Origin of the sequence: Falsiroseomonas sp. (assembly GCF_041690465.1) — a bacterium.
Classification (GTDB): Bacteria; Pseudomonadota; Alphaproteobacteria; order Acetobacterales; family Acetobacteraceae; genus Falsiroseomonas.
Genome location: NZ_JAWLHG010000003.1, coordinates 1 through 15426, shown reverse-complemented (window position 1 = coordinate 15426; position 15426 = coordinate 1). Strand labels below are relative to the sequence as shown.

Here is a 15426-nt window from a genome sequence, read left to right as displayed (position 1 = left end):
CATCCTCGCACGGGAGGATGAAGCAGTGGTGAACGCGCCGCGATCTCCTTCAGCCCAGCGCGGCGGAAGGCGCGCCGCCATGCGCGGCCGCCGGGGCGGCGCGCAACGGCGCCAACGCCTCGGGCGGCAGCTGCGTGCCGGTGTTGGGATCGAGACCGAGCACCGCCGCCTCGTGCCGCATCACATGGCGGATCAGACGCAGCGACTGGTACCACTCATCCTGCTCGGCCAGCGTCAGCGCCCGTTCCAGCAGCTGGCGCGCCATGTTGGAAGTGGTCGCCTCCTGGAACTCGCCGACCAGGCGGTGCGCATCGGCCATCGCCTGCTCGCGCTCCTCCTCCGGGCCCACATAGGCGCATTGCAGGGCGAAGTAGATGCGGCGCGCCGGCGTCGTCGCCGTCTCCGGCGACATCACCTGCTTGCCGAACAGGAAGCGCGCCCGCGCCACCAGTTCCACGCGCGTCCGGCTGCGGAAGCGCAGCGAGGCGCCGTTCACCACCATCAGGTCGCCCGCCCGCATCTCGAGCACCAATGTGGACATGCCACTCTCCCAACCTGTCGACCAGGCGGCGGGGGCGCCGCCAGGCCGGCAGCCGGCCCTCGCCGGCAGTTGCGCGTTTTGTCGCCGCCACGCGGAAAGCCGCGTGCCCATTCCTCGGGTCATGCCGCCCGCCGGGCGGGAACTCCGCGGCGAGTGGCACGACCGCATCCTGCATGCCTTGGCTTAACCGGGCCTGAAGGCCCGCCGTCACCGCAGCAGCGAGGCCAGCGAAAGCCGTGCGACCGTCGCCGTCGCCTGATAGGACGCCTCTAGCCGCGCCTCGGTCTGGCGCAGCGCCGAGGCGACCTCGGCGATGTCCACCTGTTCCACCGAGACGAGCTGCGTGCGCAGCGCCACCATCAGGTCGCGGTGGCCTTCCCGCGCCGCCTCCACGCGACGCTCCGCCGAGCCGAGCATGCCGCGTTCCTGCGCCAGTCCGCGCTTGGCGCCATCCAGCCCCTGCCGGACGCCGTCCAGCAGCGCATCGTAGCCCGTCCCCTGCGCGGCGGAGGCGGGCGTCAGCGCGGCCAGCGTCGCCAGCCCGCGCAGCAATTCGCGGCCCCAGGATTGCGCCACCTCGCCGGTGTGGTCCTGGCTGGCCAGCACGCCCCAGGCAATGCGCTCGCCATCGGCCACCTGCAGCGCGCGCCGTGGCTCGGCGAGCGCGGCGCCCTCGAGGAAGGCGTTGAAGGGGCGCGTCGCCGGGTCGGTTGCGGCCAGCGCGGTGCCGGCCAGCACGCCGGCCGCATTCAGCGGATCGAGCGTGGCGACGGCCGCCGCGATCGCGGTCGCCATCGGGCCGGTGGCGATGTTCGCCGCATCCGGCACCGGCACGCCGGCGAGGTCGCTGCCGGCGAACAGGTAGTCCTCGCCATGGCGGGTGTTGAGCACCGCCGCCGCTTCCTCCAGTGCGGCGCGGGCGCTGCGGGCAAGCGTCTCCACGCCGGCGGCGCCCAGGGTGCGTGCGCGCAGCGCCTCGGACGCCAGTTCGGAGGCGATGCTCTCCAGCCGCCCGAGCGCACCCTGCGTGAGGTCCATCCGCGCCAGCGCGGTATCGGCGGCGCCGGCATAGGCCTCGCGCCGGGCGATGTCGCCGCGCAGGTCGATGGCGCGCCGGGCTTCCGTGCCCAGCGCGCCATGGGTGGTGCCGCGGTTGCCGGTGGAGAGCTGGCGCGTCAGCAGGTCCACCCGGTCGCGCAGCCGCACCTGGTCCAGCGCCAGGCTGCCAATGGTAGAGATCATTGCCATCCGCTTACCTCACCGCGCCGAACAGGGAGTCCCACATCGCCTGCAGCGTCGAGATGACACGGGCGTTGATCGTGTAGGCGTTCTGCAACTCGACCATCGCCGCCACCTCGCGGTCCACGTCCACGCCCGAGCGCACCTGCATGCGCGCGCCGAGAAGTTCGCGCAGAGCGCCGGCGCGCCCCTGCGCCGCCTCCGCCTCGCTGCGTGCGCCGGCCTGCGCAGCGACCAGCGCGCCGCCGAAGGCTTCCAGCGTCGACAGCCCCGAGAGCGCGGAGACCAACGTGCCATCCGGGCCAAGGCCGCCGGTCGGGATGGCTGGCTGCGCCGCACCCGGCGCGACCTCCGCGCCGAAGGTGAAGTCCAGCACGCGGTCGAGCAGCGTGGCGAAGCCGGCCGGGCCAGCAGCAGGGTTGGGCGTGAAGGCGGTCGGCCCGCCCGGCACCGCGACGACGGCATGCGTCCCGTTGCGCACCAGCGCCGGATCCGTTGCCACCGCCTGGTTGACCTGGATCGCGGCCGCGAAACCGAGCGCGCCGCCGGCCGCAGCATAGGGCAGCGTCACATCCGGCACCGCGCCGGCGCCATCGGTGAACAGCCGCAGGCCCTGCGCCTCGAAGCGCGTGGCGGTGTGCGCGGCGGCGAGGTCGAGCTCGGCGGCCATGCCCGGCAGCGTCACGTCGCGCAGCTCCGCCGCCGCCGCCATCCGCCCGCCGAGCAGCCGGCGCGTCACGTCCTCGTTGCCGAGCATCACGCCGGGCAGCGTGCCGGCCCCGCCGTGATACGCCCCGGCGCCGACGGTCGCGGGCGCGATGGAGAAGGTGGTGCCACCGTCGAGCGGCAGCACCAGGCCGCCGCGCGCCACCAGCGTGACCTCGCCCGTGTTGCCGCGGATCACCGAGAGGTCGATCGATTCCGCAAGCCGCCCGATCGCCAGGTCGCGCCGATCCTCGAGGTCGGCGGCGGTGCGGCCGGCGGCGATCTCGCGGGTGATGTCGCGGGTCAGCTTCCCGATCTCGGCGAGCGCGGCGTTGGCCGTCTGCGCTTCGGCGACCAGCGCGTCATGCGCGGCCTGGCGCGTGCTGCCGATGGCGGCGGCGACGCTGTTGGTGCGGGCGGCGAAATCCTCGGCGGCGATGACCACGCCGCTGCGGCGGATCGGATCCTCCGGCGCCTCGCGCAGCGTGACCAGGCTGGCGCGCAGGTCGGCGAGCAGCCCGCCGAGGCTGTCGCCATCCTCCGGCCTGCCATGCGCGACCTCCACCTCGGAGAGCAGCCGGGTGCGCAGCGCGCCGGCCGCCGCATCGCCGCGCGCGCGCATCTCGGCGGCCTGGAGCGCAAGGTCCACGTCGCGCGCGGCGGGCAGGGAGCGGACACCGATGCCGACGCCGTTCGCGGAGAGTGCCGTGCCCTGCACGATCTTGCGGGTGTGGCCTTCCGTGCCGGCATTGGCGATGTCGTCGGCGGTGCGCGCCATCTGCCGATCGAGCAGCCGCAGACCGCTGCGCGCGACGGAGAGGGCAAGGTCGAGCGACATGGCACGTCACTCCAGGAAATGGGGGTGGCGGCCGGCCACCGGCCGGCCGAGCGCGCGAACGCGCGCCGCGCCCAGACCAGCCGCGCCGCCGGCGCGCCAGTGGCCGGCGCGAAGCCAAGGCCGCGGATGCGGCCGCCCGGCGTCTGAGGGCATCACGAAGTCTCTCCCATCAACATGCGCCGCATCAGCGGCGCATGTTGATGGTGTCCTGGAGCATCTCGTCGCTGGCGGTGACGATGCGCGTGTTCGCCGTATAGGCGCGCTGCGCCAGGATCAGCTTCGAGAATTCGCTGGCGATGTCCACGTTGCTGCGCTCGATCGAGCCGGTGACCAGCTTGCCGACACCGTTGGACGCCGCATCGGTCACCCGCGCCTCGCCGCTTTCCACCGTGCGCAGGAAGGCCTGGCCGTCCAGCCGCTGCAGCTTGTCCGGGTCGTTGAAGGCCACCACCGGCACCCGTGCGACGATGCGCGTCTGGCCGTTGTCGTAGTTCACCGCGACGTCGCCATTCTCCCGCACCGCCACGCCGGAGAAGGCGCCGAGCGGCACGCCGTCCTGGCTCAGGTCGCGCACCCCGTATTCGGTGCCGGCGTAGTTGGTCAGGCCGGTCGGCAGGCCGAAGGCGCCGAGGCGGAGCGAGATGTTTTGCGCGCCGAAGCCGTAATCGGCGGTGAAGCCGAGCGAGGCAGGCTCTCCGGCGGCGATCGGCGCAGGCACCGTGCCGGTCACGTTGGCCAGCGGCACGATGGAGGAGATGGTGCCGGGTGGTGCCGTGACCACAGGCGGCCCGGCGGCGATCACGCCCCCGAAATTCACGTCCACGAAGCGGCCATCGGCCGGGGCGAGCGTGTCATCGGCCGGGGCGATGCGCAGCCGCCAGGTGTCGTCGTCGAGCTTCCACCAGTCGAGCGTCACCTGCCGCTGGTTGCCCAGCGCGTCGAAGATCTGGATCACGCTGCTGACCGGCGCCTCGGCCGGTGCCCAAGGTGCGGCGGCCGGCACGGCGGCCACCTGCGGCACGTTGAAGGGGACGTTGGCGGCCAGGTCGATGCGGCTGGTCGGCACCGGGTTGTAGACCAGCTCGCTGATCCGGATCGGCTCCAGCGTGGTGCGGTCCGGCTCGCCGTTCGCCAGCAGGCGCCAGCCTTCCAGGTAGTAGCCCGGGCCGTTCACCATGTAGCCGTCGCGGTCCATGGCAAAGTCGCCAGCGCGGGTGAAGAACTGCCGATCGTCGAACAGCACGTCGTCGCCCTGGCCGCCACGCGCCTGGGCGACGGAGAAGAAGCCCTGGCCGGCGATTGCCATCGCCAGCGGGTTCTCCACCTGCTCGATCGTGCCCTGCACGGTGTTGGTGTAGTCCGGCCGCGCCTCCACCGAGCCCGGCATGTGCAGCCGCAGCGTGGAGCGCGTGAGCCAGCTGGTGAAGTTGGTGTCCACGCGCTTGAAGCCGGTGGTCTGGCTGTTGGCCACGTTGTCGGAAACGTGACCGAGCGCGCGCGCCTGGGCGGCAAGTCCGCTGATCGCGGTGGTCATCGAGCCGAGCAGCGACATGTCTCAGTTCTTCCTCACAGGGATCGTCGCAGCGTGAAGCGCAAGCGGCGTGCCAGCCCTGGCCCGGCCCCGGCGCAGCCCGGGCGGCGGGGCCTGCCGGGGGGTTGGGCAGCTTCTGCCGGGGAGCGACACGGCCTTGCCCGGCGTGGCGGCGCGGCGCGCGGCACGGCGCTTGCCCCGCTGCATCGCCCCGGACCAGGCCGACTGCCATGGATGCTCTTGCCACCCTCCTGCCGCCGACAGCGCCACCACCGCCCAGCGCGGCGGCTGCCGCGCCCGGCGACGGCGCCTTCGCCACGCTGCTGGCCAGCCTCGTCGCGCCGGCGCAGGCAACCGCCGAAGGCATCGCAACCGAGCATGCGGGGGAGGAGACCGAAGCGGCGCCCGGCGCGCCGCTGCCCGATGTGGCTCGCGCCATCGCCCTGCCATTCGCCGGCCCGGCGGTGGCGCCGACGGCGCTGCCGGCGCCGCTGCCCCTTTCGCCGCATCCATCCACCCCGTCGGACGCGCCGGCTGCGCTGCTGCCGCCGGGGGCGGCCCACATGCCGGTGGCGCCGCTCACAATGCAGACGCAACCCGCGACCACAGACACGCCGCCCGAGCCGGTCGCTTTCGGCGCGACGGCGGAGGCGGCGTCCGCGACGCCTCCGCCGCCCACCACCTTGCCAACGGCACCAGCGCAAGCGGGCACGGCGCAGCAAGCCGCATCGGCACCCCTGCCGGATGCGACGGCAGCGGCCTTGCCGCAAGCCGGCGGCACGAGGCCCATGGTCGCGACGCCCACCATCGCGGCCGCGGCACCGACCACCGCATCCGTCACGCCTTCCGAGACCGCGACGCCCGGCGCAGCGGTCGCCCAGCCGGCCGGGGAGCCGGCCGTCGCGACCACCCCGCCAGTCAAACCGCCCGCGCCGACCGAGGCCGCGGCCATCGAGACCAGCACTCCCGGTGCCGCAAGCATCGTCGCCATGGCCGCCGCACCGGCCCGCCCGCAGGCGACGGCCGCCTCGCGTACGACGGCCGCGGCAGTGAGTGGCGCCACGCCGGAACGCACGGCCGCAGGCGGCGCAACAGCCGACAAGGCCGCCCTGCCAACGGCAGCACCACCCGTCACGCCCGAAGTCGTGCCGCCCCTGCCCGCAGAGCCCTCCCCCGAGCCGCTTCTCGCCAGCCCCGCGCCTGAGGCCGCAGTCGCGCCGGAGCCGCTCCCCGGCGGCACCGAGCCCGCTGGCCTGCCCGCGCAGCCCGCCCCCCCCAGCCCTGCCGCAAGCGCCCCGGAGCCGCCGGCGCCGTCCCGCCCCGCCACGCCGGTCCCCTGGCCGGCGCGCCAGGTGGCGCCCTTCGCCGTGGCGCTCGCGCTCGGCCCCGATGCCAGCATCAACCTCACCCTCGAACCGGGCGAGCTCGGCCGTGTCGAGGTGGCGATCGAGCGCAACGGCGCCGAAGCGCTGATCAGCCTGCGCGCCGAGCGCCCGGAAACCCTCGCCCTGCTGCAACGCGACCGCGCGGAGCTGGAGCGCGCGCTCGCCGATGCCGGGCTCGGCGGCGGCGAAGGGCGCGGCACGACGCTCTCCTTCGGCCTCGGCGGCGAGGGTGCCCAAGGTCGTGAGCGACGCGGCGGCAACGGCGCAACGTCGTCGCGCAAGGCGGTGGAGGCCGCCATCCCCATGACGACCCCGGCCGCCACGGCGCGCGGCCTTCTCGACCTTGCGGTCTGACGGAGACACCAGAAGATGAGCGGCACCATCAGCGCGGCCGGCACGGCCACCACCTACTCCTCCGGCAGCGGCGGCACGCGACTCTCGGCCGATCTCGGCACATTCCTGACGCTGCTGACGACGCAGCTGCGCAACCAGGACCCGACGAAGCCGATGGACACCGAAACCCTGACGCAGCAGCTGGTGCAGTTCGCCACGGTGGAGCAGCAGATCGCCGGCAACCAGACGCTCGAACGGCTGCTCGGCCTGCAGCAGGCCGGGCAGCTCGCCAACACCGCCAGCCTGATCGGCCGCCGCGTCATGGTGGAGAGCGACTCGCTGCCGCTGCAGGGTGGCCGCGCCGAGATCGTGCTGCCCGCCGCCGGCCGCTCCGCCCGCGCGCTGGTGGAGGTGCAGGATTCCAGCGGCACCACCTTGCGCAGCGAGGTCGTGACCCTCGGCGCCGCACCGACCAGCTGGCAATGGGACGGGCGCGACTCGCGCGGGACGCAGCGCGCCGACGGCGCCTACCGCGTCGTGGTGACCGGCCGCGCGGCGGACGGCACCTCCCAGCCGCTCGACTTCTCCGTCACCGGCCGCGTCACCGGCGCGGCACGGATCGAGGATGCGCTGATGCTGCGCCTGGGCAGCGCGACCGTCGGCTTCGACCGTCTGCGCGAACTTCCTGACGGCAGTTAACCCGGCCGTTACTCCTCCCCCGGCAGAACCTGCCGGTCGGCAGCGCCGACATGGTGGGGGCAGCGAATGCACCGCGCAGGATGCGCAATGGATGGGCCGGTGGCATGGGCGGGCTGATCGCGCAGCTGCGCGGCTTCGGGCCGATGCGCCTGGCGGCGCTGGCCGGCGTCGGCATCGCGGTGCTCGGCCTGCTGGTCGTGCTGGCGATGCGCGCCAGCGAGCCGCCGATGGCGCTGCTCTATGGCGACCTCGACCAGCGCGACGCCAGCCAGATGGTCGCGGCACTCGAACGCCAGCGCATCCCGCATCGCATCGCCGGCGGCGGCACCCAGGTGCTGGTGCCGGAAGCCGAGGTGCCGCGCGTGCGGCTGCTGCTGGCGCGCGATGGCCTGCCGGCCGGCGGTTCCGTCGGCTACGAGATCTTCGACCGTGGCGAGAGCCTGACCACCACCCCCTTCCAGCAGGACATCAACCGCCTGCGCGCGCTGGAAGGCGAGCTGGCCCGCTCCATCCGCGGCCTGGCCGGCGTGCGCCAGGCGCGGGTGCACCTGGTGCTGCCCCGCCGCGAGCCCTTCTCGCGCGAGCGGGGCGAGGCGCAGGCCTCCGTGGTGCTCTCCATGCAGGGTGCGCAGCGGCTGGACCGCGAGGGCGTGCAGGCGGTGCTGCACTTGGTTTCCGCCGCGGTGCCCGGCCTCAGGCCGCAGAATGTCTCCATCGTGGACAGTCGCGGCGAGCTGCTGGCGCGCGGCGGCCAGCCGCTTGCCGGTCCGGCTGCCGCACAGACCGGCGAGGAACTGCGCCGCGCGCAGGAGCTGCGTCTGGCGCGTGCGGTGGAGGACCTGCTGGAGCGCAGCCTCGGCCCGGGACGGGTGCGTGCCGAGGCCGCGGTGGAGATGGATTTCGACCGCGTCCAGACGCTGGAGGAGCGCTTCGACCCGGAGAACCAGGTCCCGCGCAGCACGCAATCCACCACCGAGAGCAGCCGCAGCAGCGAGCCCGGCAACGTCACCGTCGCCAACCAGCTGCCCGGCGCCGATGCGCAGAACAACGGTCCGCGCACCGAGCAGTCGCGGCAGGAGGAGACCACCAACTTCGAGATCGGCCGTACCACGCGCAACACCACGCGTGAGCAGCCTGCAATCCGCCGCGTCTCCATCGCGGTGCTGGTGGACGGCGTGTGGGAACCGGTGGAAGGCGGACCGCCGCGCTGGCGCGAGCGCACCGCGGATGAGATGCAGAGCATCGCAGCGCTCGCACGCTCCGCCGTCGGCTTCAACGAGCAGCGCGGCGACCGGGTGGAGGTGGTGAGCCTGCGCTTCGCCGAGCCGCCGCCGGGCGAGATCCCGCCCCAGGGCTTCGTGATCCTCGGCCAGACCGTGCCGCCGGCGCTGATGGGCCGCATCGTGGAAAGCGCGATCCTGGCTCTGGTGGCGCTGGTGGCGATCATGCTGCTCGGCAGGCCGATCGTCGGCCGCCTCGCCGTGGCGCTGGCGCCGCCGCCGGCCTTCGCCGCTGCCGGCGTGGCGGGCGCGCTGCCCGGCGGGTCGATGTCGGACGCCGCAGCCGCAGGTCCCGGCGGCACCGCCGCCTTGCCTGGCAGCCCCGGCGCGCAGGCCCTGCCGGGGGTGGCGGGCGGTGCGGCGGGCGGCGAGCCCGGCGAGGATCAGATGATCAGCGTCGCACGGGTCGAGGGGCAGATGCGTGCCTCCGCGCTGCAGGAACTGGCCGCGCTGGTGGACCAGAGCCCCGACCAGGCCGCCGCCGTGCTGCGCCGCTGGCTGACCCCGAAAGAGGTGGATTGATGAGCGGCGGCAAGGACCTCACCGGCCCGCAGAAGGCGGCAACGCTGATGCTCGCGCTGGGCGAGGAGCAGGCGTCGAAGATCTTCTCCCGCCTGCATGAGGACGAGATCCGCGACCTCTCCCTCTCCATGGCCGCCCTCGGCACCGTCTCCTCGGCGCAGGTGGAGGAGGTGGCGCGCGAATTCAGCGCGGCGCTCGGCCAGACCGGGCACCTTGTCGGGTCCTACGAGGTGACGGAGCGGCTGCTGCTGAAGACGCTGCCGAAGGAGCGCGTCAGCCAGATCATGGAGGAAATCCGCGGTCCCGCCGGCCGCACCATGTGGGACAAGCTGGGCAACGTGAACGAGGCGGTGCTCGCCAACTACCTGAAGAACGAATACCCGCAGACCGTCGCCGTCGTGCTCTCCAAGGTGAAGCCCGACCACGCCGCGCGCGTCCTGTCGCTGCTGCCGGAAGGCTTCGCGATGGAAGTGGTGATGCGGATGCTGCGCATGGAGACCGTGCAGAAGGAGGCGCTGGAAGGCGTGGAGCGCACGCTGCGCCTCGAGTTCATGTCCAACCTGGCGCGCGGCTCGCGGCGCGACGCGCATGAGGTGATGGCGGAGATCTTCAACAACCTCGACCGCACCGCCGAGACGCGCATCCTCGCCGCGCTGGAGGAGCGCAACCGCGAAAGCGCGGAGCGGATCCGCGCGCTGATGTTCACCTTCGACGACCTGCAGCGGCTGGATTCCGCCGGCATCCAGGTGCTGCTGCGCGCAGTCCCGAAGGACAAGCTGGTGCTGGCGCTCAAGGGATCCTCGGAAGGCGTGCGGGAGATGTTCTTCCGCAACCTCTCCGAACGTGCGGCGAAGCTGCTGCGCGACGACCTGGCGGCACTCGGCCCGGTGCGGCTGCGCGAGGTGGACGAGGCGCAGGCCACCATCGTCGCGCAGGCCAAGGACCTTGCCGCGCAGGGCCAAATCCAGCTGGCCGACGGGCGCGAGGATGAGATGATCTCATGAGATACGCCCTGCCCCTGCCCGACCTGTCGCGGCCGCCGCCGGTCGCAGCACCACCGCCGCCCGATCCGGCGCTGCTGGAGGCGGTACGCGTGGAAGCCGAGGCCGATGGCCACGCGCGCGGCTTCGCCGAAGGGCTGGAGGAAGGCCTGCGCCGGCAGGCCGCCGCGCAGCAGGCGCACATCGCGGCGAGCCTCGGCGTGATCGCCGCCGCGCTGGACGCCGCGACGCAGCAGGGTGCGCGCGTCGCCGAGGAAGCCGCCGAGGCGTTGGCCTCCACGCTGCTCGGCGCGATGGATGCGGCGCTGCCCGAGGAAGCCGCACGCTCGGGCGCGGCGATGGTCGCGCGCGTCACGGCCGCGCTGATGCCCGCGCTGACGGACCGGCCGGAGGCGAAGCTTCTGGTCGCGCCGGCACTGGTGGAGGGCGTCGCCGCACGCCTGCCCGGCGGGCCGGAGGTGGCGGGCGATCCTGCCCTGCCGCCCGGCGATGCGCGGATCGAATGGCGCGACGGTGCGCGGATCGTCTCGCTGGCGCGCCGGCGCGAGGCCGTGCGCGCGGCGCTGGAAGCGGCGGGTTTCCGCTACGGGAGCGATGAGGAATGAGCACGGAACAGCAAGGCTTCGAGCCGGTGCCGGCCACTGAGGCCCAGGCGGCCGGCGGTCTGCCGGGGCAGCGCGACCTGGATGCCGTCTACGACATCCCGGTGCAGGTCAGCGCCGTGCTCGGCCGCGCGACGATGCAGGTCAGCCAGCTGCTGAAGCTCGGCCGCGGCGCGGTGGTGGAGCTCGATCGCAAGCTGGGCGAGGCGGTGGACATCTATGTCAACAACCGCCTGGTCGCGCGCGGCGAGGTGGTGATGGTGGATGACAACCGCCTCGGCGTGACGATGACGGAGATCGTCAAGGCCGATCGCGGGGGCGCATGAGCGTGGCAAGGCTGCTGATCGTCGGCTCGCTGGAAGGCGAGCTCGGCGCCGCCGCCCGCGTGGCGATCGCGCGCGGCGCGAAGCTGGCGCATGCGGAGGGCGCTGCGGCGGGGCTTGCGCGGCTGCGCCTGGACGGTGCCGACCTCGCGCTGGTGGACCTTCGGCACGACGTCGCCTGGCTGGTCGGCGCGCTGGCCGCCGAGCGCATCGCCTGCCCCATCGTCGCCTGCGGCCGCGCCGAGGATGCCGATGCCGCCGTGCGCGCCATCGAGGCGGGTGCACGCGATTTCCTGCCGCTGCCGCCGGATGCCGACCTCATCGTGGCGATGCTCGAAGCCGCCGGCGCGGAGCCCGCCGCGGAGGGGCCGGTGGCGCGGGACCCGGCGATGGCGATGCTGCTGGCGCGTGCCAGCCAGCTCGCGCGCGCCGAGGCGAGCCTGCTCATCACCGGCGAGAGCGGCACCGGCAAGGAGGTGCTTGCCCGCCACATCCACGCCAAGAGCCGCCGCGCCCGCGGCCCCTTCGTTGCGCTGAACTGCGCCGCCCTGCCGGAATCGCTGCTGGAGTCGGAGCTGTTCGGCCATGAGAAGGGCGCCTTTTCCGGTGCCATCGCCGCGCGCAAGGGCAAGTTCGAGCAGGCCGATGGCGGCACGCTGCTGCTCGACGAGATCGGCGAGATGGACCCGCGCCTGCAGGCCAAGCTGCTGCGCGTGATCCAGGAGCGGGAGGTGGACCGGCTGGGCGGCGGCGCGCCGGTGAAGGTGGATGTGCGGCTGCTCGCCGCCACGCACCGCGACATGGCCGCGGATGTGGCGAAGGGGCGCTTCCGGGAGGACCTGTTCTTCCGGCTGAACGTGCTGGCGCTGCACATCCCGCCGCTGCGCGCCCGCCCGGCGGACATCCTGCCGCTCGCCGAGCATTTCGCCGAACGCTACGCCAAGGCGAACGGCGTGCCGCAGCGCCGGCTCTCGCCGCAGGCGCGCGCGGCGCTGCTCGCGCATCCCTGGCCGGGCAATGTGCGCGAGCTGGAGAACTGCCTCCACCGTGCCGTGCTGCTGGCCGAGGGCCATGAGATCGGCATCGCGGCGATCGAGCTGACACCGCCCCGAGCGCCCGAAGCCGGCGCCGCCGCGCCCGCATCCACGCCGCAGGCCACGCCACCCGGCCGCGTCGCCGCGCTGGTCGGGCGCAGGGTGGAGGAGGTCGAGCAGGAGCTGATCCTTGAGACGCTGTCGCACTGCCTCGGCAACCGCACGCGCGCGGCGGAGATCCTCGGCATCTCGATCCGCACGCTGCGCAACAAGCTGCAGGAATATCGCGCTGCCGGCATCGCGGTGCCGCCCGCGCCGGGCCAGGCGCCGATTCCGCTGCCCGCGCTGTAGCCGATGCGCACGCTCGTCCTGCCGCACTGGGTCGGCCTCGCCAAGCCGTCGGGCGACGTGGCGCTCGGGCTTGGCGTGGTGCTGCTCGTCGCGGTACTGGTGGTGCCGCTGCCGCCATGGCTGCTCGATGTGGGGCTGGCGCTCTCCATCACCGCCTCCGTGCTGGTGCTGATGGTGGCGCTGTTCATGAACCGGCCGCTGGACTTCACCTCCTTCCCGACGGTGCTGCTGCTGGCCACCCTGCTGCGGCTGGCGCTGAACGTCGCGACCACGCGCGCCATCCTGACCTCCGGCCATGAAGGCCCGAATTCGGCGGGCGCGGTGATCTCGGCCTTCGGCGGCTTCCTGATGGGCGGCGACGTGCTGGTGGGCGTGATCGTCTTCGCCATCCTGCTGGTGGTGAACTTCGTCGTGGTGACGAAGGGCTCCGGCCGCATCGCCGAAGTCGCCGCGCGCTTCAGCCTGGACGCGATGCCTGGCAAGCAGATGGCGATCGACGCCGACCTTTCCGCCGGCATCGTCACCGAGGCCGAGGCACGCAAGCGCCGCAAGGAGCTGGAGGAGGAGAGCTCCTTCTACGGCGCGATGGACGGCGCCGCGAAGTTCGTGCGCGGCGATGCGATCGCGGGGCTCGTCACCACACTGATCAACCTGGTCGCCGGCATCGGCATCGGCACGCTGCGCCACGGCCTGCCCTTCGGCGAGGCGATCTCCACCTTCTCCTTCCTCACCGTCGGCGACGGGCTGGTCGGGCAGATCCCGGCGCTGCTGGTCTCGGTCGCCGCCGGCATCGTGGTGACCAAGGGCGGCGTGGAGGGGCGCGCCGACAAGGCGCTGGCGCTGCAGCTTGGCGGACCGAAGCCGCTGGCGCTGGCCTCCGGCGCGGCGGGCTTCATGGCGCTGCTGCCGGGCATGCCGATGCTGCCCTTTCTCGGCCTCGCCGGCGCCGCCGCCTGGATCGCGCGCGAGCAGTGGCGCGAGGAGAAACGCAAGGAAGCCGAAGCCGCCGCGCCCCCGCCCCCGCCCGCCGAGCCGCCGCCGGCGGAAGCGCTCAAGATGGACCTGCTGCGGCTCGAGCTCGGCTACGGGCTGCTCAGCCTGGCGGCCGGCGACGCGCCGCGACTGTCGGAGCAGATCCGCGCATTGCGGCGCACCACCGCGCAGGAGATGGGCTTCGTGCTGCCCTCCGTCCGCATCCAGGACAACCTGCAACTACCACCCGACACCTATGTGCTGCGCGTGAAGGAGATCGAGGCCGCACGCGGCGTGCTCAAGCCGCCGCTGCATCTCGCCATCGATCCCTCCGGCAACCCGCCGCCCATCGCCGGCGAGCGCGTGCAGGAGCCGAGCTTCGGCCTGCCCGCCGCCTGGATCGAGGAATCCCGCCGCGAGGAAGCGCTGGCGCTGGGCTGCACGGTGGTGGATTCCGCCGGCGTGCTGGCGACGCACCTGACCGAGGTCGTGCGGGACAACATGCCGGAACTGCTCTCCTTCGCGGAGACGCAGAAGCTGCTGGACGACCTGCCGCAGGAGAATCGCCGCCTGGTCTCCGACCTCATCCCCTCGCAGGCCAGCCTCGGCACCGTGCAGCGTGTGCTGCAATCGCTGCTGGCCGAGCGCGTCTCGATCCGCGACCTCGCGACCATCCTGGAGGGTATCCAGGAAGCGGCGGCGGCGAACACGCGCAGCCTGCCAGGCATCGTCGCGACGGTGCGCGTGCGGCTCGCACGGCAGATCAGCGACGCCGCGCGCGCGCCACATGGCGCCATCCCGATCATCTCGCTGGCACCCGAATGGGAGCGTGACTTCGCCGAGGCGCTGGTCGGGCCGGGGGAGGAGAAGCAGCTGGCGATGGCGCCGTCCCGCCTCTCGGCCTTCATGGGTGCGATGCGCGATGCCTTCGATGCGGCCTCCAACGCCGGTGAGCCGGCGGTGCTGGTGTGCTCCGGCGGCATTCGCGCGCATGTGCGCGCCGTCGTGGAGCGCTTCCGGCCGCAGACCGCGGTGCTCGCCCATGCCGAAATCCACCCGCGCGCGCGCATCCGCACGGTGGGGACGGTGGCAGGGTGAGGTTGCGCACCATCACGGCGGCGCGGATGGCGGATGCCATGGCCGTGCTGCGCACCGAACTCGGCGAGGAAGCGGTGATCCTCGGCACGCGTCGCGTGGCCGGCGGCGTGGAGGTGACCGCCGCGCAGGAAACCGGCGACGACGAGCCGCTGGTGCTCGCGCCGGATGCCGCCACGGCCGCCGCGATCCCGGCGGTGCTGCGCCGGCACAACCTGCCCGCCGCGCTGGCGCACCGCCTGACCGGGGGGAAACTGGACACGGCGATCGGGCGTGAGTTCCGCTTCGCGAAGCTGCCGCTCGATGGCGGGCCGCTGCTGCTTGCCGGCCCGCCCGGCGCGGGCAAGACGACGAGCTGTGCCAAGCTCGCCACGCGCCTGGTGCTGGCCGGCACGCCGCCGCTGCTGGTCACGGCGGATGGGCGGCGCGCCGGCGCGGCCGAGCAGCTTGCCGCCTTCGCGCGCGTGCTGGACCTGCCGCTGGCCATCGCCTCCTCGCCGGGGTCGCTCGCCAAGGCGCTGGCGCGGCGTGCGCCGGGGCAGCAGGCGCTGGTGGACCTGCCGGGCTGCGACCCCTTCGACTCCGCCGCCGCGCGCCGCCATGCCGCGCTGGCGGAGGCCGCGCGCGGCACCTCCGTGCTGGTGCTGCCCGCCGGGCTCGACGCGGAGGAGGCTGCCGAGACGGCGCGCGCCTTCCACCTGCTCGGCTGCCGCCACCTGCTGCCGACGCGGCTCGATGCGGCAAGGCGGCTGGGTGGCGTGCTGGCGGCCGCGGCGGCCGCGGACCTCGCCTTCACCGAAGCCGGCACGGGCATGGACGTGGCCACCGGCCTGACGCCGCTGGCGCCGGCCTGGCTCGCCGAGAGACTTGCGCAGGGGGCTGCGTAATGCGCCAGTCAAGCGGCTTTTCGGGTTGGATCGAAGTTCTGGCGCGAGTGGAGCATGGTCCAGAGGACGGTGACGCGTCGTCTGGCGA

General features: G+C 73.6%; 13 protein-coding genes. 9 read left to right on the top strand and 4 right to left on the bottom strand.

Annotated elements, in window-relative coordinates:
• Nucleotides 1-49: 49 nt before the first annotated feature.
• From ACESM1_RS03945 to ACESM1_RS03930, 4 genes are all read right to left on the bottom strand, one after another.
• Nucleotides 50-541 carry a flagellar biosynthesis repressor FlbT gene (locus ACESM1_RS03945; protein ID WP_372617927.1) on the bottom strand — a complete coding sequence of 164 codons (492 nt, stop codon included), beginning with the start codon at nt 539-541 and terminating at the stop codon, nt 50-52.
• A 207-nt stretch (nt 542-748) separates the two neighbouring features.
• Nucleotides 749-1789, bottom strand: a complete 1041-nt coding sequence (locus tag ACESM1_RS03940) for a flagellin (RefSeq protein WP_372617925.1) — start codon at nt 1787-1789, stop codon at nt 749-751.
• Nucleotides 1790-1793: 4 nt separating this feature from the next.
• The gene (locus tag ACESM1_RS03935; RefSeq protein ID WP_372617923.1) at nt 1794-3323 is read right to left on the bottom strand and encodes a flagellar hook-associated protein FlgK; all 1530 of its coding nucleotides are present in this window, start codon (nt 3321-3323) and stop codon (nt 1794-1796) included.
• Nucleotides 3324-3507: 184 nt separating this feature from the next.
• Nucleotides 3508-4875: a flagellar hook protein FlgE gene (locus ACESM1_RS03930; protein ID WP_372617921.1), complete on the bottom strand. Its 1368-nt coding sequence runs from the start codon at nt 4873-4875 to the stop codon at nt 3508-3510.
• A gap of 209 nt (nt 4876-5084) precedes the next feature.
• Here ACESM1_RS03930 and ACESM1_RS03925 point away from each other — a divergent pair, with 209 nt between their 5' ends.
• The 9 genes from ACESM1_RS03925 (at nt 5085) to ACESM1_RS03885 (ending at nt 15338) form a co-directional block, all read left to right on the top strand.
• Nucleotides 5085-6593 carry a flagellar hook-length control protein FliK gene (locus ACESM1_RS03925; RefSeq protein WP_372617919.1) on the top strand — a complete coding sequence of 503 codons (1509 nt, stop codon included), beginning with the start codon at nt 5085-5087 and terminating at the stop codon, nt 6591-6593.
• Between the two features lie 15 nt (nt 6594-6608).
• Nucleotides 6609-7271 carry a flagellar hook assembly protein FlgD gene (locus ACESM1_RS03920; RefSeq protein WP_372617917.1) on the top strand — a complete coding sequence of 221 codons (663 nt, stop codon included), beginning with the start codon at nt 6609-6611 and terminating at the stop codon, nt 7269-7271.
• 104 nt (nt 7272-7375) lie between these two features.
• The gene (gene fliF, locus ACESM1_RS03915) at nt 7376-9073 is read left to right on the top strand and encodes a flagellar basal-body MS-ring/collar protein FliF (RefSeq protein WP_372617916.1); all 1698 of its coding nucleotides are present in this window, start codon (nt 7376-7378) and stop codon (nt 9071-9073) included.
• Complete coding sequence (fliG, locus tag ACESM1_RS03910; RefSeq protein ID WP_372617914.1) at nt 9073-10077, top strand: flagellar motor switch protein FliG; 1005 nt, start codon at nt 9073-9075, stop codon at nt 10075-10077. Before fliF ends, fliG begins: the two co-directional genes overlap by 1 nt.
• Nucleotides 10074-10679, top strand: a complete 606-nt coding sequence (locus ACESM1_RS03905; protein ID WP_372617912.1) for a hypothetical protein — start codon at nt 10074-10076, stop codon at nt 10677-10679. Before fliG ends, ACESM1_RS03905 begins: the two co-directional genes overlap by 4 nt.
• Nucleotides 10676-11002: a flagellar motor switch protein FliN gene (gene fliN / locus ACESM1_RS03900; RefSeq protein ID WP_372617910.1), complete on the top strand. Its 327-nt coding sequence runs from the start codon at nt 10676-10678 to the stop codon at nt 11000-11002. Before ACESM1_RS03905 ends, fliN begins: the two co-directional genes overlap by 4 nt.
• Nucleotides 10999-12384 (top strand): sigma 54-interacting transcriptional regulator, encoded by a 1386-nt coding sequence (locus ACESM1_RS03895; protein ID WP_372617909.1) that lies wholly within the window; start codon nt 10999-11001, stop codon nt 12382-12384. Before fliN ends, ACESM1_RS03895 begins: the two co-directional genes overlap by 4 nt.
• A 3-nt stretch (nt 12385-12387) precedes the next feature.
• Entirely contained in the window at nt 12388-14454 is a 2067-nt protein-coding gene (gene flhA / locus ACESM1_RS03890) for a flagellar biosynthesis protein FlhA (protein WP_372617907.1), read from the top strand.
• 2 nt (nt 14455-14456) lie between these two features.
• Complete coding sequence (locus ACESM1_RS03885) at nt 14457-15338, top strand: GTP-binding protein (protein ID WP_372617906.1); 882 nt, start codon at nt 14457-14459, stop codon at nt 15336-15338.
• The last annotated feature ends 88 nt before the right edge of the window (nt 15339-15426 follow it).

Coding starts and splice junctions, on each gene's coding strand:
- fliG (WP_372617914.1), top strand. CDS start 9,073: ATGAGCGGCGGCAAGGACCTCACCGGCCCGCAGAAGGCGGCAACGCTG.
- ACESM1_RS03920 (WP_372617917.1), top strand. CDS start 6,609: ATGAGCGGCACCATCAGCGCGGCCGGCACGGCCACCACCTACTCCTCC.
- ACESM1_RS03930 (WP_372617921.1), bottom strand. CDS start 4,875: ATGTCGCTGCTCGGCTCGATGACCACCGCGATCAGCGGACTTGCCGCC.
- ACESM1_RS03895 (WP_372617909.1), top strand. CDS start 10,999: ATGAGCGTGGCAAGGCTGCTGATCGTCGGCTCGCTGGAAGGCGAGCTC.
- ACESM1_RS03940 (WP_372617925.1), bottom strand. CDS start 1,789: ATGGCAATGATCTCTACCATTGGCAGCCTGGCGCTGGACCAGGTGCGG.
- ACESM1_RS03925 (WP_372617919.1), top strand. CDS start 5,085: ATGGATGCTCTTGCCACCCTCCTGCCGCCGACAGCGCCACCACCGCCC.
- ACESM1_RS03905 (WP_372617912.1), top strand. CDS start 10,074: ATGAGATACGCCCTGCCCCTGCCCGACCTGTCGCGGCCGCCGCCGGTC.
- ACESM1_RS03935 (WP_372617923.1), bottom strand. CDS start 3,323: ATGTCGCTCGACCTTGCCCTCTCCGTCGCGCGCAGCGGTCTGCGGCTG.
- fliF (WP_372617916.1), top strand. CDS start 7,376: ATGGGCGGGCTGATCGCGCAGCTGCGCGGCTTCGGGCCGATGCGCCTG.
- fliN (WP_372617910.1), top strand. CDS start 10,676: ATGAGCACGGAACAGCAAGGCTTCGAGCCGGTGCCGGCCACTGAGGCC.
- flhA (WP_372617907.1), top strand. CDS start 12,388: ATGCGCACGCTCGTCCTGCCGCACTGGGTCGGCCTCGCCAAGCCGTCG.
- ACESM1_RS03945 (WP_372617927.1), bottom strand. CDS start 541: ATGTCCACATTGGTGCTCGAGATGCGGGCGGGCGACCTGATGGTGGTG.